Source organism: Magnetospirillum sp. SS-4, from assembly GCF_902729425.1.
Classification (GTDB): Bacteria; Pseudomonadota; Alphaproteobacteria; order Rhodospirillales; family Magnetospirillaceae; genus Phaeospirillum.
The window spans coordinates 66,918-84,283 of record NZ_LR746531.1 but is presented as its reverse complement, the minus strand read 5'-3'; the positions used below and the strand labels follow the sequence as shown (position 1 = coordinate 84,283).

The 17,366-nt window shown below is 66.5% G+C and carries 18 protein-coding genes; 15 read left to right on the top strand and 3 right to left on the bottom strand.

Annotated features, from left to right (window positions below; translation table 11 throughout):
- The first annotated feature begins 2 nt into the window (after window positions 1-2).
- From MTBSS4_RS20690 to MTBSS4_RS20635, 12 genes are all read left to right on the top strand, one after another.
- On the top strand, window positions 3-332 hold the full coding sequence (locus MTBSS4_RS20690; protein WP_173985265.1) for a DUF167 family protein: 330 nt from the start codon (window positions 3-5) through the stop codon (window positions 330-332).
- Entirely contained in the window at window positions 325-1,212 is an 888-nt protein-coding gene (gene folD / locus MTBSS4_RS20685; protein WP_173985264.1) for a bifunctional methylenetetrahydrofolate dehydrogenase/methenyltetrahydrofolate cyclohydrolase FolD, read from the top strand. The genes MTBSS4_RS20690 and folD overlap by 8 nt, the downstream gene beginning before the upstream one ends.
- Complete coding sequence (locus tag MTBSS4_RS20680) at window positions 1,212-1,889, top strand: NnrU family protein (protein ID WP_173985263.1); 678 nt, start codon at window positions 1,212-1,214, stop codon at window positions 1,887-1,889. Before folD ends, MTBSS4_RS20680 begins: the two co-directional genes overlap by 1 nt.
- Window positions 1,890-1,966: 77 nt before the next feature.
- Window positions 1,967-3,319 carry a TldD/PmbA family protein gene (locus MTBSS4_RS20675; protein WP_173985262.1) on the top strand — a complete coding sequence of 451 codons (1,353 nt, stop codon included), beginning with the start codon at window positions 1,967-1,969 and terminating at the stop codon, window positions 3,317-3,319.
- Between the two features lie 18 nt (window positions 3,320-3,337).
- The gene (locus MTBSS4_RS20670; RefSeq protein WP_173985261.1) at window positions 3,338-3,643 is read left to right on the top strand and encodes a hypothetical protein; all 306 of its coding nucleotides are present in this window, start codon (window positions 3,338-3,340) and stop codon (window positions 3,641-3,643) included.
- A gap of 314 nt (window positions 3,644-3,957) precedes the next feature.
- Window positions 3,958-5,040 (top strand): hypothetical protein, encoded by a 1,083-nt coding sequence (locus MTBSS4_RS20665; protein ID WP_254432693.1) that lies wholly within the window; start codon window positions 3,958-3,960, stop codon window positions 5,038-5,040.
- Window positions 5,041-5,120: 80 nt separating this feature from the next.
- A complete protein-coding gene (locus tag MTBSS4_RS20660; protein ID WP_173985259.1) occupies window positions 5,121-5,723 on the top strand; it encodes a glutathione S-transferase N-terminal domain-containing protein in 603 nt (200 codons plus the stop codon).
- A complete protein-coding gene (locus MTBSS4_RS20655; protein WP_173985391.1) occupies window positions 5,723-6,154 on the top strand; it encodes a cupin domain-containing protein in 432 nt (143 codons plus the stop codon). Before MTBSS4_RS20660 ends, MTBSS4_RS20655 begins: the two co-directional genes overlap by 1 nt.
- A complete protein-coding gene (locus MTBSS4_RS20650; RefSeq protein WP_173985258.1) occupies window positions 6,151-6,768 on the top strand; it encodes a histidine phosphatase family protein in 618 nt (205 codons plus the stop codon). Before MTBSS4_RS20655 ends, MTBSS4_RS20650 begins: the two co-directional genes overlap by 4 nt.
- Window positions 6,769-6,940: 172 nt before the next feature.
- A complete protein-coding gene (locus MTBSS4_RS20645) occupies window positions 6,941-8,998 on the top strand; it encodes a methyl-accepting chemotaxis protein (RefSeq protein ID WP_254432692.1) in 2,058 nt (685 codons plus the stop codon).
- Window positions 8,999-9,014: 16 nt separating this feature from the next.
- Window positions 9,015-9,314, top strand: a complete 300-nt coding sequence (locus tag MTBSS4_RS20640; RefSeq protein ID WP_173985257.1) for an STAS domain-containing protein — start codon at window positions 9,015-9,017, stop codon at window positions 9,312-9,314.
- Window positions 9,311-10,030 (top strand): ATP-binding protein, encoded by a 720-nt coding sequence (locus MTBSS4_RS20635; protein WP_173985256.1) that lies wholly within the window; start codon window positions 9,311-9,313, stop codon window positions 10,028-10,030. The genes MTBSS4_RS20640 and MTBSS4_RS20635 overlap by 4 nt, the downstream gene beginning before the upstream one ends.
- Here the strand turns inward: MTBSS4_RS20635 and MTBSS4_RS20630 are convergent.
- Window positions 10,000-10,560, bottom strand: a complete 561-nt coding sequence (locus MTBSS4_RS20630) for an HNH endonuclease (protein ID WP_173985255.1) — start codon at window positions 10,558-10,560, stop codon at window positions 10,000-10,002. The two genes, MTBSS4_RS20635 and MTBSS4_RS20630, sit on opposite strands and share 31 nt — an antisense overlap.
- 193 nt (window positions 10,561-10,753) lie before the next feature.
- On the opposite strand from MTBSS4_RS20630, the gene MTBSS4_RS20625 reads away from it, so the two are divergent.
- A complete protein-coding gene (locus MTBSS4_RS20625) occupies window positions 10,754-11,473 on the top strand; it encodes a Bax inhibitor-1/YccA family protein (RefSeq protein ID WP_173985254.1) in 720 nt (239 codons plus the stop codon).
- 124 nt (window positions 11,474-11,597) lie between these two features.
- Here the strand turns inward: MTBSS4_RS20625 and ppdK are convergent, their stop codons facing one another.
- Complete coding sequence (gene ppdK / locus MTBSS4_RS20620) at window positions 11,598-14,282, bottom strand: pyruvate, phosphate dikinase (RefSeq protein WP_173985253.1); 2,685 nt, start codon at window positions 14,280-14,282, stop codon at window positions 11,598-11,600.
- A gap of 226 nt (window positions 14,283-14,508) precedes the next feature.
- On the opposite strand from ppdK, the gene MTBSS4_RS20615 reads away from it, so the two are divergent.
- Window positions 14,509-15,375, top strand: a complete 867-nt coding sequence (locus tag MTBSS4_RS20615) for a M48 family metallopeptidase (protein ID WP_173985252.1) — start codon at window positions 14,509-14,511, stop codon at window positions 15,373-15,375.
- 11 nt (window positions 15,376-15,386) lie between these two features.
- Window positions 15,387-16,670 carry an HD-GYP domain-containing protein gene (locus MTBSS4_RS20610; RefSeq protein WP_173985251.1) on the top strand — a complete coding sequence of 428 codons (1,284 nt, stop codon included), beginning with the start codon at window positions 15,387-15,389 and terminating at the stop codon, window positions 16,668-16,670.
- Between the two features lie 12 nt (window positions 16,671-16,682).
- On the opposite strand, the gene MTBSS4_RS20605 is transcribed toward MTBSS4_RS20610, so the two are convergent.
- Window positions 16,683-16,937 carry a hypothetical protein gene (locus MTBSS4_RS20605; protein ID WP_173985250.1) on the bottom strand — a complete coding sequence of 85 codons (255 nt, stop codon included), beginning with the start codon at window positions 16,935-16,937 and terminating at the stop codon, window positions 16,683-16,685.
- Window positions 16,938-17,366: the final 429 nt, after the last annotated feature.

Here is a 17,366-nt window from a genome sequence, read left to right as displayed (position 1 = left end):
CGATGGGACCGCCATCGCCCTTCGCCGTGGTCGCCCAGGGCTTGCGGGTCGCGGTTCGCCTCACGCCCAAGGCGTCCCGCGACGCCATCCAGGCGGCGGCGGCCGATGCCGACGGCGCCGGGGTTCTGAGGGTGCAGGTGACGGCGGTGCCCGAGGACGGCAAGGCCAACGCCGCCCTGATCAAGCTGTTGTCCAAGGCCTGGAAGCTGCCCAAATCCACGATCGGCATCGTCCAGGGCGCCACTGACCGGCGCAAGGTTCTTCTGATTTCCGGCGACGGGGCCGATCTGCTCCGCCGCCTCGACCAATGGATGGCTAACCACAATGACTGACGCCAAGATCATCGACGGCAACCTGTTTTCCGCCCGCCTGCGCGACACCCTCGCCGGCCATGTCCGCGCCATGAAGGACGCCCACGGCGTCACCCCCGGACTGGCGGTGGTGCTGGTGGGCGAGGACCCTGCCAGCCAGGTCTATGTGCGGACCAAGCATAAGCGTACCGTCGAGGCCGGCATGAATTCGTTCGAGCACGCTTTGCCGGCCGACACCCCCGAGGACCGGGTGCTGGCCCTGATCGCCGGGCTGAACGCCGACCCGGCGGTGCACGGCATCCTGGTGCAGTTGCCGCTGCCCAGGCACATCGATTCCCAGAAGGTGATCGAGGCCATCGACCCGGCCAAGGACGTGGACGGCTTTCACCCCATCAATGTCGGGCGTCTGGCCGCCGGCCTCGACGCCATGGTGCCCTGCACTCCGCTGGGCTCGCTGATGCTGCTGAAGGACCGGCTGGGCCGGCTGGCCGGCCTGGACGCCGTGGTGGTCGGGCGCAGCAACATCGTCGGCAAGCCCATGGCCCAGCTTCTGATCAAGGAAAGCTGCACCGTCACCGTCGCCCATTCCCAGACCCGCGATCTGGCCGCGGTGGTGCGCCGCGCCGACATCGTGGTCGCCGCCGTCGGCAAGCCCGAGATGATCCGGGGCGACTGGCTGAAGCCGGGCTGCACCGTCATCGATGTCGGCATCAACCGCGTCACCGCCGCCGACGGCTCGAAGAAGCTGGTGGGCGACGTCGCCTTCGCCGAGGCGCTGCCGGTGGCCGGGGCCATCACCCCGGTGCCGGGCGGCGTCGGTCCCATGACCATCGCCTGCCTGCTGCGCAACACCCTGGTGGCCTGCGCCCGGCAGCACGGGCTGCCGGTGCCGGAGGTGTGATGACCCTTACCGGAGGCTATATCCATCTGGTGGTGGCGGTGGCGGTGTTTCTGGCCGCCCACTCGCTGACCAATGTCCGGCCGTTGCGCGAACACGCCATGGCGGCGGTGGGGAAGGGCGGCTTCTACGGCGTCTATTCCGTGATCTCCACCGTCCTGCTGGTCTGGGTGGTGGCGGCGGCGCTGGATGCCCCGGTCGTCGTCTTGTGGCCGCAGCAGCCGTGGATGCGCTGGGCGCCGTCGCTGGCCATGCCGGCGGCCTGTGTGTTGTGGGTGGCGGGCATGACCCGGCCCAATCCGTTCTCCATCGGCCCCGGCGGCCGGGGGTTTGATCCGGCCCGGCCGGGGGTGATTCGCCTGACCCGTCATCCCATCATCTGGGGGTTGGGGCTGTGGAGCGGCGCCCACCTGATTCCCAACGGCACCGTCGCCGGGGTTCTGCTGTTCCTGCCGCTGTTCCTGCTGTGCCTGGCGGGGCCGCGCGTCCTGGACGCCAAGCGCCGCCGCCAACTGGGGCCGGAGCAATGGGAACGGCTGGCCGCGCCTTCGCGCGGGCCGGTGGACTGGCCGGCCCTGCTGGCCGAGGTGGGATGGGTCCGCCTGCTGGCCGGGCTGCTGCTGGTGCCGGCGCTGATGGAGCTGCATCCGCTGGTGATCGGATTGAGCCCTTATCCCTGATCTCCCCTTTACCTTTCTCCGAGTTCCGGGCTAGCCTTTCCGTTCCGCTTTCGCGGCCAGCCTCAGGAGCCAACGCCATGCCCGGCCCATCTTCTCCATCGCCGCTTGACTTGCTGGTCGATCTGGTCGCCCGAGCCCGCAAGGCCGGCGCCGAGGCCGCCGACGCGGTGCTGATCGATTCGACGTCGCTGTCGGTGGGCATGCGTCTCGGCCAACTGGAGCGGCTGGAACGGGCCGAGGCCGGCGATGTCGGCCTGCGCGTGCTGCTGGGCCGGCGTCAGGCCTTCGTGTCGTCGTCGGACCGGTCCACCGCCGCCCTGGCCGAACTGGTGGACCGTGCCGTCGCCATGGCCCGCATCGTGCCCGAGGACCCCCATTGCGGCCTGGCCGAGCCAGGTCAGCTGGCCACCAGCTTTCCCGAGATCGACGTATCCGATCCGGCCGAACCCACCGCCGAAACCCTGATCGACATGGTCCGGCGCGGCGAGGACGCCGCCCGCGCGGTCGACGGCGTCACCAATTCCGAGGGCGCCGAGGCTGGCTGGGGCCGGTCCGGAATCGCCATCGTCGCCTCGAACGGTTTCTCCCACGCCTATTCGGTCACCAGTTCCTCGCTGTCGGTGTCGGTGCTGGCCGGCGATGCCGTCAGGGGCATGGAACGCGACTACGACTATGCCAGCGCCGTCTATCTGGCCGATCTCCGCCGCCCCGAGGACGTGGGGCACGAGGCCGGCCGCCGTGCCGTCCATCGCCTGGGCGGCCGCAAGATCAGCACCCGGCAGGTGCCGGTGGTCCTGGACCCCCGCGTCGCCCGCGGGCTGCTGTCCAGTCTGGCCGGCGCCATCAACGGCGCCGGGGTGGCGCGCGGCACCAGCTTTCTCAAGGACCGGCTGGGGCGGCAGGTCTTTCCCAAGGGCGTGCGGGTGATCGACGATCCCCACCGTGCCCGCGGCCTGCGGTCGCGTCCCTGCGACGGCGAAGGGCTGCCGACCCGGCGCCGCGCCATCGTCGAGGACGGAATACTGACCACATGGCTGCTGGATCTGCGTTCGGCCCGCCAGCTGGGCCTGGACTCCACCGGCCATGCCAGCCGGGGAACCGGCTCGCCGCCTTCGCCCTCGGCCAGCAATTTCTACATGGAAGCGGGTGCCGTCACGCCGGCCGAGATGATCCACGACATTCCCGACGGATTTTATGTCACCGAGCTGTTCGGCCAGGGCGTCAACGGCGTTACCGGCGACTATTCACGCGGCGCCGCCGGATTCTGGATATCGGGCGGCGAGATCGCCTTTCCGGTCAGCGAGGTGACGGTGGCGGGCAATCTGAAGGACATGTTCCTCAATCTTACCCCGGCCAGCGACCTGGACCTGCGTCACGGCATCGACAGTCCGACGCTGCGCATCGACGGCCTTACCGTCGCCGGGCGTTAACGCCCGATTCCGGTCTCAATGCTCGTGATCGTGTTCGCCGAGTTCATCCTCGGCATGGCGATGCTCGTGCGGTTTCCAGGCGTGGTTGGGCTGCTCGTGCCCGTGATCGTGCCCGCCGCCGTCGGCATGGCCATGGGGATGGCTGTGCTGGTGCAGGTGTTCATGGACATGGGCGTGGGCGTGGGCGTGGCTGTGGGTCACGTCGCCGTGGCTGTGGGGGTGGGAGTGGACGTGGCTGTGCTCGTGGGCGTGCAGATGCTTGTGCTCGTGCCCGTCGCTGTGATCGTGGTGATGGCCGCCATGCATGGGCGTGCTCCCGGCTGAATCGTGGCAGGGCTTCAGTGTAGCGCGACTCCGCCATCGGGGTGAAGTGGGACGTTTTCGGTGCATCCGCATTGTATCGTTGTGAATTGAATATTCATAAAATTTTATCTAATTGTCACGTCAGTTATTATCACAAATACTGATGAAGCAATCTAATGACATACTGTTGTTATTATCTGGGTATCATTGACGATGTTGTCTTTACGAGTTCTAATGACGGCAATGAGTATTGTGCTTGGTCGAGGGTTATCCAGATGCCGTCATCGCAATCGGATCCGAAAGTCGAAGCCATCCGATCCGCCCTGGAGGGGCCGGTGATCGACGTCTTCCGCCGGGAGGTCGACGAGCTGAGGCATCTGCCCCGCGCGGCGGCTTACGATCTGGTGATGAACGATCCGAGGATGCTGGACCGCTGCCTGCGCCTGTTCCGGAGCCGGCCGGACCTGTTCCGCGAGGTGGTGGTGGACGGCGGCCGCCAGCCGGTGTCCGAGGATCATGCCCTGCTGGCTTGCGGTCGCACTCTGGCCGAGGCGGTGGCGCTGGTGGTGCGGGCCTCGGCCCGGCGCTATTTCCGCGCCCGGCTGGACATTCGCGCCCGGCCGGCGTCGTCGGCCCGGCCGGCGCTGATGAGCCGCCTCGGGGTGGCGCTGGGACTGAGCGCGCCGCCCCGGCCCGCTCCTCGTCCCAGGTCGCGCTCGGACGCGCTGTATCGTGCCATTCGCGACTATCTTCATTTCGATTGGCAGGTTCTGCTGATCCCCCATTACGCTCCGATGTCGCCGGCGCTGGTCACCAATCTGGGGCCGCGCCTGCTGGAGATACGCGAGGCCGCCGAATTGCAGGCGCTGGCGGCCCCCGGCGTCACTCCCCAGGACGGGCGTCCGCCGCTGCTGCTTGATGTCGCCAACCGGCTGCTGATGCCGGGACGCGACGCCATCGACGCCGAGATATTGTGGCGGGTGGTGCAGCAGATGGATCTGGCCCGCCTGTTCTCGGCGGAGGAGCCGTCGCGGGTGCGGCGGGCGGTGGCGCAGGTTTCGGCCATTCACGGCGATGCCATCCGGGCGCTGATGCCGGCCCTGGGGGGCGATACCCGCCGCTTCGCCGCGTTTCTGATGATCGCCTTTTCCACCCTTGGCGAGCAGCGCTTCAAGCAGGATTTCTGCCAGGAGGGCCAGACCCACGCGGTGCGCGCCCTGGCCGAGCGGCTGGCGGCGGCGGAACCGCCGCCCCACAGCCTGGAGGCCATGCGCGCTGCCTACCAGCCGCTGCTGTCCACCGCCTATGCCGGCGGCGTCGAGGTGGAGGGCCGGGTGCTGAAGACCCGTCCCGATCTGGTGAAGGCGCTGGGCGCACTGGGGGCGTCGCGGCCGAATCCGGTCTCGGTTTCCGGCTGATCCGGCAATCCCCCTGTTGACTTCGTCGCCGGCCGGGCCAAGCATGTCCGCTCCTCCGTCCGGCCGAAGGATGATTCCCGATGAAGTTGCGCACGTCACCCACGTCGCCCTATGCCCGCAAATGCGTGATCGTCGCCCTGGAGACCGGGCTGGCCGACCGTATCGAGATGGTGCCGACCTCTCCGTTCGGCGAGACCGACCTGCCCAAGGACAACCCGCTGGGCAAGGTTCCGGCCCTGATCACCGATGGCGGCGAATCGCTGTTCGATTCCCCGGTGATCTGCGAATACCTGGATTCCCTGCATGACGGCCAGCGGCTGGTTCCCGCCTCGGGCGGCGCCCGCTGGGCCCAGTTGCGGCTGGAGGCCCTGGCCGACGGCATCCTGGACGCGGCGGTGGCGAAGCGGATCGAGACCGCCATGCGGCCGGAGGACAAGCGCTGGCCCGGTTGGGTCGAGCGCCAGGACAAGGCCGTCGTCCGCTCGCTGGACGTGCTGGAGGAGGAATGCTCCGGCTGGGGCGCCGACTTCCTGATCGGACAGATCGCCGTGATCACCGCCCTCGACTATCTCGACTTCCGCTTCAAGGATGAGCCCTGGCGCACCGGCCGTCCCCGCCTGTCCGGCTGGTACGCCGGTTTCGCCCAGCGTTCCTCGGTCGTTCAGTCCGCGCCCAGGGAATGATGGCCGAGCCCGATCTGATCATCGCCCGGCTGGGGCTGGTTCCCCATCCCGAGGGGGGGCACTACGTTGAAACCTGGCGCCACCGGCCCGAGGACGGCGGGCGCGGCGTCGGCACCGCCATCTTCTATCTGCTACGGGCGGGGGAACGCTCGCACTGGCATCGGATCGACGCCACCGAGATCTGGCATTTCCACGCCGGCGATCCGCTGGTCCTGCGCTTGTCCGAGGATGGGCGGAGCGAGCGGAGCGTCGTCCTGGGGCCGGACATCGCCGCCGGGCAGGCGCCGCAGGTCGTGATTCCTCCTCATGTCTGGCAGGCGGCCGAACCGGCGGGATGCTGGACGCTGGCCGGTTGCACCGTGTCGCCGGCCTTCGACTTCGCCGGCTTCGAGATGGCGCCCGCCGGCTGGTCGCCGGGAGGGCGGGCATGAGCGGGGCTTCGGCCGTCACCCGCTGGTGGCTGTTGCGCCATGCGCCGGTTCCGTGTCCGCACGGCCGTATCCATGGCCGCCTGGACGTCGCCTGCGACACCTCGGAAACCGAGGTGTTCCGCGCCCTTGCCCGGGTCCTGCCGGCCAATCCGGCGCTGGTGGAAAGTGGCCTGATCCGCTGCCGCCAGACCGCCGGGGCGCTGGAGGCCGCCGGCCTGCTGCTGCCGCCGCCCATTGTCGAGCCCGATCTGATCGAGCAGGATTTCGGCCGCTGGCAGGGGCGGTCGTGGCGCGATCTGGAGGACGTGAAGGACCCCGATCTCGCCGCCTTCTGGCTCGACCCCGCCGCTGGCCGGCCGCCGGGCGGAGAAAGCTTCGCCGCCATGATTCCGCGGGTCGCCGCCGCCATGGAGGGCATCACCGCCGCCCAGGCCGGACGCGATGTTCTCGCCATCGTCCATGCCGGAACCATCCGGGCCGCCCTGGCCCGGGCCCTGGATCTCGGCCCGGCCCAGGCGCTGCGGTTCGCCGTTCCGCCCCTGTCGCTGACCCGTCTCGACGCCACCGGCGACGGGTGGCGGGTTGAGATGGTCGCTTCGCAGTCCTGCTATTAGGATATATAGCAATCTTCCCGCCTGACGTTTTTGCAGGAAATTGGAGATAGCATCCCCTATAACTTTTTCAGGATACGGTCCGGGTTTTCGCTTCGAGTCCTGTTTGTCATCGGGGCGCAATCCTGTATTCTCGGGCCGGTGGAATGACGCGACCTCGCTTTGGAGAACTTGGATGCTGACCTTGCTGCGAAACTTCAGCCTGAGCTCTCGAATCGGCTTGGCGATCCTGGTTCCGGTGATCGGCATGCTGATCTTTTCGGTGGAGGGACTGACCGACAAGCTGGGCACCGCCCGCAAGATGGAGCAGCTGGAGAATCTGGCGGGGCTGGGGCCAACCATCGGGGCGCTGGCGCACGAGCTTCAGAAGGAGCGGGGCATGTCGGCCGGCTTCACCGGCAGCAAGGGCGCCAATTTCGCCGATCGCCTGCCGGGCCAGCGCAAGCTCTCCGATGACAAGATCGCCGCACTGAATCAGGTCCTGGGCAAGTTCAACATGAACGATGCCAGCGACGGCCTGAAGGCCTCGATCGCCGCCGCCCGGACCGGTCTGGAGCCGCTGGCGGCCAAGCGGAGCGCCATCGACTCGCTGTCGCTGACGGTGCCGGAGGTGGCGGGCTATTATACCCAGACCATCGCCAAGATGCTGGCCATCGTCGAGCAGATGGCGGTGATGGGGTCCGATGTCCAGGTCTCCCACGCCATCACCGCCTATACCCAGATCCTGCAAGGCAAGGAGCGCGCCGGTCAGGAACGCGCCATGGGATCGGGCGGCTTCGGGGCCAAGAAATTCGCCCCCCCGGTGCATCGCCGCTTCATTCAGCTGGTTGCCGAACAGGACACCTTTTTCGCGACCTTCGGCACCTATGCTTCCGCCGAGCAGAAGGGGATGCTCGCCAAGGTCCTGGCCGACCCGGTCAGCCAGGAAGTCGCCCGCATGCGCCAGATCGCCATGGACAATCCCTTCTCCGGCACCACCGACGATATCGCGGCCCCGGCATGGTTCGACACCATCACCAGGAAGATCGACATGATGAAGACGGTGGAGGACAAGGCCGCCTCCGATCTTCTGGTGCTGGCGGACAAGGTGCATGGCCAGACCGAGACCTCGTTCAACATGTTCCTGCTGGGCACCGTCGTCTTGCTGGTGATCAGCGTCGGCGTCGCCTGGGTGATCGCGGCGGACATCTCGCGGCCGCTGTCCAAGGTCATCCATTCCATGAATGTCCTGTCCGGCGGCGACAAGACCCACAATGTCGAGGGGGCCGAGCGCAACGACGAGATCGGCGCCATGGCCCGGGCCGTCGAGGTGTTCCGCCAGGGGTTGATCCGCGCCGACGAACTGACCCGCCAGCAATTGGCGGAGCAGGAGGCCAAGGACCGTCGCGCCAAGGTGATCGACGGCATCTTGCAGCAGTTCAATCTGGAGGTGGCCGAGGTCCTGGAAACCATGGGCGCGTCGGCCACCGAACTGGAAGCGACGTCGCAGACCATGTCGGCCACCGCCGAGGAGACCTCGAACCAGGCGACCGTGGTCGCCGCCGCCGTCGAGGAGATGGCGGTCAACATGCGCACCGTGGCCGGGGCCACCGAGCATCTGTCCGCCTCGATCGAATCCATCAACCATCGCGTCTCGGATTCGGTCAACATCGCCGAAAGCGCCAAGGGCAAGGCGCAGCGCACCAACCAGTCGGTGCGCGAACTGTCGCATTCGGTGCTGAAGATCGGCGAGGTGGTCAATCTGATCAATGACATCGCCGCCCAGACCAACCTGCTGGCCTTGAACGCCACCATCGAGGCCGCCCGCGCCGGCGAGGCCGGCAAGGGCTTCGCCGTGGTCGCCAACGAGGTCAAGACCCTGGCCAACCAGACCGCCAAGGCCACCGACGAGATTTCCTCCCAGATCAACTCGGTGCAGCAGGGAACCCAGGCCGCCGTCGACGCCATCACCGAGATCACCACCATCATCGAGCAGATGAGCGAACTGGCCAACGCCATCGCCACGTCGGTGGCCGAACAGGATTCCGCCACCTCGGAAATCGCCAACAACGTCCAGCAGGTCTCGCAGGGAACCGACGAGGTCAGCTCCAATGTGGTTGGCGTCAATCAGGCCGCCGGCGAAACCGGCCACGCCGCTTCCGATGTTCTGGAAGCGGCGCGGACCGTCGCCGAGCGGGCATCGACCCTGAGCAAGCAGGTCGACGCCTTCCTGGCCAATATCCGTGCCGCCTGACAAGGGGAAGAAGCAGATGCAGTTCACGACCAGACGTGATGGCAACAAGGTGGAAACGGCTATTTCCGGCCGTCTCACCTTCGCCGATGCGGCGCAGTTCCCGAAGTTCCTCGATCAGGCCGTCAAGGGCGGGGCCGTGTGCGAAATCGATTTGGGCGGGCTGACCTTCATCGATTCCACCGGAATGAGCCTGTTCGTCCACGTCTATGACATCACCCAGGCCGCCGGCATCAAGGTGGTGGTCCGCAATGCCCGCGGCCCGGTGTCGGAAACATTGCGCCGCGCCAGTTTCGACACCTTGTTCGAGTTCAAGTGAGTCCCTTCCGCATCGTCGACCGGGGGGTCGATCCCCAGGACCTGGACCGTATCGCCGAGGCCCTTGGCCCCCTGGACCGGGGGCGGGGAGATGAGCTGCGGATCACCGTCTTTGACGGCCGGCGCGACGACGACCTGTCCGCCGCCCTGGCGCCGCCGGCGGTTTGCGTCATCGACGCCCATTGCGCCGGCCGGGCGGCGTCCGGCCTGGACGAGGCCTTTCTGACCCTGCGGGTTTCCACCGCCACCGCGAACCGGCTCGACGTGGCCGACGCTTTCGCCTGGGCGCTGGAACACCGCCACCCTGATCTGGCAGGCCAGACCGCCGACATCCGCTATGCCTTGCAGGAGGCCATCGGAAACGCCGTGATCCACGGCAATCTTGGCCTGGACGGAACCTTGCGGGGGTCGCTGGATTCGCTCAGGATCTTCGCCGCCATGATGGAGGAGCGGATGGCCGACCCCGAGCGGTCGGGGCGGCCGATCACCCTTGCGGCGCGGGAATGCCCGGACGGCATCATTGTTTCGGTGGAGGATTGCGGCGATGGCTTCGCCCCCGACAGGGTCCGCCCTTCCGACAACCCCGCCGCCGGCGGCATGGGGCTCTCCATCATCCGGATGTATTGCCGTTCCGTCGTCTTCGACATGGACGGGCGGCGCATCATCATGACTTTTGCCCGGAACGCTCAGAACGGTTCCAGCTCGCTGTCCCAGTAAAGGAAATCGCGCCACGACTGATGCAGGTGGTCGGGAGGGAACCCCCGGCCGTTTTCCTGCAACTGGTAGGTGGACGGCTGGGCCGGATGGCTGAGCAGCGCCATGCCGGCCTCGTGCGGCATCAGGCTGCCTTTCTTCAGATTGCAGGGCGAGCAGGCGGTGACCACATTGCCCCAGGTGGTGGCTCCACCGCGCGAACGCGGCACCACATGGTCGAAGGTCAGATCCTGGGTGGGGAACCATCCGCCGCAATACTGGCAGGAAAAGCGGTCGCGCAGGAACACGTTGAAGCGTGTGAAGGCCGGTTTCCGGCCTCCGGGCACGTATTGCTTCAGCGAGATCACGCTGGGCAGCCGCAGGGCGTGGCGCGGCGAATGGACGACCCGATCATATTCGGAAACGACGGTGACGCGCTCGCTCACCACCGCCCGGATCGCGTCCTGCCACGACCACAGAGACAGCGGAAAATAGCTGAGCGGCCGGAAATCGGCGTTCAGCACCAGGGCAGGATGGCTGTCGAACACGACCACTCCCTCTCCCGTGAAGGATTATCCGCAAGATATAGTATTCAACCTCGGTAATCCACACCCCTTTTCGTGATAAATCGGTGACGCCGCGATCACGGAGGGGTATCCGATCGATCCGGTTCCGGCGTAACTTGATTCTCGTTGAAACTGGTCCATATTGGAGAAAGCTTCAACCGAACCCGTCAGAGGAACGACAATGGCCTTCGGAACAGACCGCAGATACATGACCACCGCCCAGGCGGAGGCGGCACAGATCGACGTGGGCCTGCGGCAGTACATGCTGCGGGTTTACAACTACATGGCTTCCGGACTGGCGCTGACCGGAATCGTCGCGTTGCTGGTGGCGTCCAGCCCGATGCTGACCCAGGCCATCTTCGGCACCCCCCTCTACTGGGTGGTTCTGCTGGCCCCGCTCGGACTGGTGTTCTTCCTGAGCGCCAAGATCCATACCATGCAGTCCTCGACCGCCTCGGCCCTGTTCTGGGTCTACGCGGCGCTGATGGGCGCCTCGCTGGCGTCGCTGTTCCTGAAGTATACCGGCGTGTCCATCACCCGGACCTTCTTCATCACCGCCGCCGCCTTCGCCGGTCTCAGCATCTATGGCTACACCACCAAGAAGGATCTGTCGGGGTTCCGCAGTTTCCTGATCATGGGCGTGATCGGCCTGATCATCGCGATGATCGTCAACATCTTCCTGCAAAGCACGATGATGCAGTTCGTCATCTCGGCCGCGGGTGTGCTGATTTTCGCCGGCCTGACCGCCTACGACACCCAGAAGATCAAGGAGATGTACTGGGAAGGCCACGATGCCGAGACCATGTCCAAGCTGTCGATCATGGGCGCCCTCAGCCTCTACATGGACTTCATCAACCTGTTCATCTTCATGTTGCAGTTCCTGGGCGTGCGCCGCGACTAATAGTCCGGCCCCCCGGTCAAGACCAAGGCCCCCGCCCCCGGCGGGGGCCTTTCCATTGGACGCGCACACGAAAAAGGGAGCCGGAAGGCTCCCTTTCCCGTTGTCGCGCGGTTGGCCGGCTGGGTCAGGCGGTGCCGGATGATCCGCCCGAGCCCAGCGCCGCCTGGGCTGCCGCCAGCCGGGCGATGGGCACCCGGTAGGGCGAGCACGACACGTAGTCGAGCCCGGCCTTCTGGCAAAAGCCGATGGAGGCGGGATCACCGCCGTGCTCGCCGCAGATGCCCAGCTTGAGGCCCGGCCGGGTGGCGCGGCCGCGTTCGGCGGCGATGCGGATCAGTTCGCCGACGCCGGCCTGATCCAGGCTGGCGAAGGGATCGTGCTCGTAGATGCCCTTCTGGCGATAGACCTCGATGAACGGGCCGGAATCGTCGCGGCTCATGCCGAAGGTGGTCTGGGTCAGGTCGTTGGTGCCGAACGAGAAGAATTCCCCGGTCTCGGCGATCTCTCCGGCCAGCAGGGCGGCGCGCGGCAGTTCGATCATGGTGCCGACCATGTACTTGACCGAGTAGTTCTGTTCGGCGAACACCTGGGTGGCCTGGCCGTCGACGGCGGTCTTCATCAGGTCCAGTTCCCGCTTGGCGCCGACCAGCGGAATCATGATCTCGGGCACCACGGTGCGTCCGGTCTCGCGGGATACATGCACGGCCGCTTCGAAGATGGCGCGGGCCTGCATCTCGTAGATTTCGGGATAGGTGATGCCCAGGCGGCAGCCGCGATGGCCCAGCATGGGATTGCTCTCGTGCAGGGCGGCGTTGCGGGCGGTGACCACCGCCGGTTCGACGCCGGCCGCCTTGGCGACCTCGGCGATGTCCTCCTCGCTGTGCGGCAGGAATTCGTGCAGCGGCGGGTCCAGCAGGCGGATGGTCACCGGCAGGCCCTGCATGATCTCGAACAGGTCGATGAAGTCCTGGCGCTGGAACGGCAGCAGCTTGGCCAGGGCGGCGCGGCGGCCCGCTTCCTTGTCGGCCAGGATCATCTCGCGCATGGCGATGATGCGCTTGGGATCGAAGAACATGTGCTCGGTCCGGCACAGGCCGATGCCCTCGGCACCGAACTTCCGCGCGGTGGCGGCGTCCAGCGGGGTTTCGGCGTTGGCCCGGACCTTCAGGGTGCGGATGGTGTCGACCCATTCCATCAGGGTGCCGAAATCGCCGGTCATTTCCGGCTGGATGGTGGGAACGGCGCCGACGAACACCTCGCCAGTGGAGCCGTCCAGGGTGATGACGTCGCCTTCCTTGACCACGTTGCCGGCGACCTTCATGGTCTTGGCGGCATAGTCCACCCTGATCTCGCCGGCGCCGGCGACGCAGGGCGTTCCCATGCCGCGCGCCACCACGGCGGCGTGGCTGGTCATGCCGCCGCGGGTGGTCAGGATGCCTTCCGAGACGTGCATGCCGCCGATATCCTCGGGGCTGGTCTCGACGCGGACCAGAATCACCTTTTCCTTCTTGTTGGTGACCCAGTCCTCGGCCTCCTCGGCCGAGAACACGATCTTGCCCGAGGCGGCGCCGGGCGAGGCCGGCAGGCCGCGGGCCAGCAGCTTGCGCGCCGCCTTGGGGTCCAGCGTCGGATGCAGCAACTGGTCCAGCGAGGCCGGGTCGATGCGCTTGATGGCGTCCTTGCGGGTGATCAGGCCTTCGCGGGCCATGTCGACGGCGATCTTGAGCGCCGCCTTGGTGGTGCGCTTGCCGGTGCGGGTCTGAAGCATCCACAGGCGCTTTTGCTGCACCGTGAACTCCATGTCCTGCATGTCCTTGTAGTGCGCCTCCAGCTTGTGGCGGATGGCGTTCAGCTCCTTGAACACCTCGGGCATGCACTCTTCCATGGCCGGCAGGTCCGAGCTTTGGGCGTTCTTGCCGGCGATGGTGAGCTGCTGCGGCGTGCGGATGCCGGCCACCACGTCCTCGCCCTGGGCGTTGACCAGGAACTCGCCATAGAACTCGTTCTCGCCGGTGGACGGATTGCGCGAGAAGCACACGCCGGTCGAGCAATCCTCGCCCATGTTGCCGAACACCATGGCCTGGACGTTGACGGCGGTGCCCCAGTCGGCGGGAATGTCGTGCAGGCGGCGATAGGTGATGGCGCGCTGGTTCATCCACGAGCCGAACACGGCGCCGACGGCGCCCCACAGCTGTTCGTGGACATCCTGGGGGAACGGCTTGCCCAGCTGCTCCTTCACCTTGTCCTTGTACTTGGCGACCACCTTCTTCCAGTCGTCGGCGGTCAGGTCGGTGTCGAGCCGGAGATTGCGGTCCTCCTTCACCTCTTCGAGGACATCCTCGAAATTGTGGTGATCGACGCCCAGCACCACGTTGGAATACATCTGGATGAAGCGGCGATAGCTGTCATAGGCGAAGCGTGGATCGTTCGAGCGCCGGGCCAGGCCCTCGACCGACTGGTCGTTGAGGCCCAGGTTGAGGATGGTGTCCATCATGCCGGGCATGGAGGCCCGCGCGCCCGAGCGCACCGAGACCAGCAGCGGGTCGGCGACGCTGCCGAACTTCAGCCCGATGACCTCCTCCACCTGCGCCAGGGCGGCCATCACCTCGGCCTTCAGGGTCTCGGGATAGGTTTCGCCATTGGCGTAATAATAGGTGCAGACTTCGGTGCTGATGGTGAAGCCGGGCGGCACCGGAATGCCCAGGTTGCTCATTTCCGCCAGGTTGGCGCCCTTGCCTCCCAGCAGGTTCTTCATGTCGGCGCGGCCCTCTGCCTTGCCGCCGCCGAAGCTGTAGACCCATTTGTCCATGGCTGTCCTCGCACCCCAAGTGGCTTCACCAGAATGTCGTCATATTGGACCATCCCCGGCCCCATGCCTAGGGTCAAAACCCTGTTGACTCCTTGCGTTGCGTCCATGGTCTAATCGGGATTCGCCCGCGCATCGTTCCGGTTCGCGTCACGCGGGGCTGGCTGGCCCGCGCCGGCCGGACTATGCTTGCGGTTCGTTCAAGGCGATGGAGAAGGAGCGTCCCGCGATGCGACGTCGAGCAGTTCTGGCCGGTCTGGCCGCTTCCGGGGCCATGGCGGCGGGGCCGGCCCTGGCCCAGTTCAATCTCGGCTCGGTGATCCAGGGCGCCGCCGGTCTGGTCGGAGCCTACGCCGCCGGCGAGGGCGACGAGATCAAGATGGGCGAGACCTATTACCAGCCGCTGCTGGAAAAGTCGGGCGGCGCCGTTTCCGACCGCAACGCCCAGGAGGCGCTGCGCCGGTTCGCCCAGCCGCTGATCGCCGCCGCCGACCGCAAGAGCCTGCCGTGGGAGATCACCCTGGTGTCCAGCGATCAGGTCAACGCCTGGGCCATGCCGGGCGGCAAGATGGCGGTCAACGCCGCCCTGGTGCGTCACTGCGCGACGCCGGACGAACTGGCGTCGGTCGTCGCCCACGAAATCGGCCATGTGGACAAGGCCCACGGCATGTCCCAGATCCGCAATCAGGCGCTGCTCGCCACGGTGGGCGGGCTGGGCAAGGAGGCCATTGCCGCCTGGATCGGCGGCGGCGGGCTGGGGGCCCAGGTGCTGACCGCCCTGGAGGGGCCGCTTTACTCGCTGGTGCTGTCGGGCTATTCCCGCACCAACGAGTTCGAGGCCGATGCCCACATCCTGACCCTGTTCCAGCGCACGGGCCATGATCCGGCCAAGGCCGACGACTTCTTTCGCACGCTGCTGCGGCTGTACCCGCAGACGGCGTCGGACACCACCTCTTTGTTCTCGACCCATCCCGGAACCGTGGACCGCATCGCCCGCATCGAGGCGGCCGCCGCCACCGCCCGCGCCACATCGTTGTCGTCGTCCCATCCTGGATGGGACGAACTGAAGCGGCTCTATCCCACTCCCAAGGCATAAGAGGCGGCACCATGAACGGGCCAGCCGTCAACATCATCGCCGGGTTCAGGCGACGTCTGGCCCTCCGGCTGGTTTCGGCCGGCCTCGTGGCGGCGGTGGTGGCCGGCCTGGCCGCTTTCTTCATCCAGACCGAGCGGCTGGACGAATTCCTGGTGGACCATGCCGCGCTGGAGGCCGAGGCGTTGCGCCCACTGATGGCGGCGGGGCGGGACAAGGACACGGTCGAGCGGGGATTGCGTACCGTGCTTGAAGCCCGTGCCGCGGTCAGCCGGGATTTTTTCGTCCTGGCCGAATTGTACGACTCCGACCAGCGGGCGCTGGGCGAGGCATCGGTTTCGGGATACGGCTTCGTCGAGGATCACTTCGACCGCTCGCGCCACCAGTTTCCGTCTCCGGGCGGCACTTGGTACACCAAGACCTTCATCAAGGACGCTCCCTATCTTCAGGTCATGGTCTCGCTGACCGATGCCGCCGGACGGGGAACCGGATGGTTCGAGGGTATCTACCGGCTCTCGCCCAAGACCATGGCCGCCATCCGCGACGACGTCATGCAGATCACCGTTCTGGTGGTGGTCATCGTGCTGATGACCGCCGCCATGCTCTATCCGCTGATGGCGTCGTTGCAGGGTAACGTGGTCGATGCCGCCCGGGGTCTGCTGCGGGCCAATATCGAGACCCTGAAGGTGCTGGGCAACGCCATCGCCAAGCGCGACAGCGACACCAATGCCCATAATTACCGCGTTACCGTCTATGCGGTGCGCATTGCCGAGCGGCTGGGCTTGGATCAGGCCGCCATCCGCAGCCTGATCAAGGGCGCCTTCCTGCACGATGTGGGCAAGATCGCGGTGCCCGACGCCATCCTGCTCAAGCCCGGCAAACTGGACGAGGCCGAATTCGCCGAGATGAAAACCCATGTGGGGCACGGTCTGGACATCATCGCCGCCAATCTCTGGCTGGGCGACGCCGCCGACGTGGTGGGCGGCCATCACGAGAAGGTGGACGGCAGCGGTTATCCCAGGGGGCTGGCCGGCGAGTCCATTCCGATGGCGGCACGGATTTTCGCCATCGCCGACGTGTTCGACGCGCTGACCAGCGAGCGGCCCTACAAGAGGCCGCTATCGGTGGAGGCCACCATGGAGATTCTCGAACAGGGGCGGGGGCGTCATTTCGACGCCGCCATCCTGGATGCCTTCGCCGCCATTATGCCTGCACTGCGGGCGGAAATTGGCGGAAGACCGGATTCCGAGGTGGAGACCCTGGCGGAACGCCTGCTGGCCGCCTATTTCGAGTTCTGAACGGTCAAAGGCTCAGTGGCCGGCGTGACCACCTGTCGGGGCCGAGGGCATGGCGCCTCCCAATCCGTTGGCGGCCTGCATGGCGCGGATATAGGCCAGCAGGTCCTTTTCCCGGCCGGGGGGAACGCCATCGGGCTTGGGCATGTCGCCGCCGGCCAGGGTGACCTCGGTCTTGCGGCCGTTGGCCAGTAGGGCGGCCTTTCCGGTGGCGGCCACCGGTGCGTCGGTACGGTCGCGCACCCAGACCTGGACGCCGCCGTCGCGCACCGCGAACTCGATTGCCAGCCATCGGCGGTTTCGGCGATCTGTCCGCCATAGGCGGCGGCCATCTCCCCATGGGCCAGGTCGGTCCCACACCGCCAATGTGCTCGAAGATACCGCCGGCTTAAAAAAGATTGCACTTAAGCGATCCTGCGCATTAGTGCATTGATTTTACTGAATAAGCTAGCCGTTGACGCGCGTGCACAGTCCATGCACAGTATTTGCGCGCACGCTGAAGCGCTCGCATGGACTTGGAGCGCGTGATGGCAAGGTAAATCACTGTCACCGAGGATATCAGGCTTTATGTCCGCAACGGAACGAAAAATTATTCGGCGCGCATTCGCTTGCACGATGGGAAATGGAAGCGAATTTCGACTGGCACTTCAGATGAGAGCAAGGCGCGGGAACAGGCGCTGCACCACTATGCGGAAATGA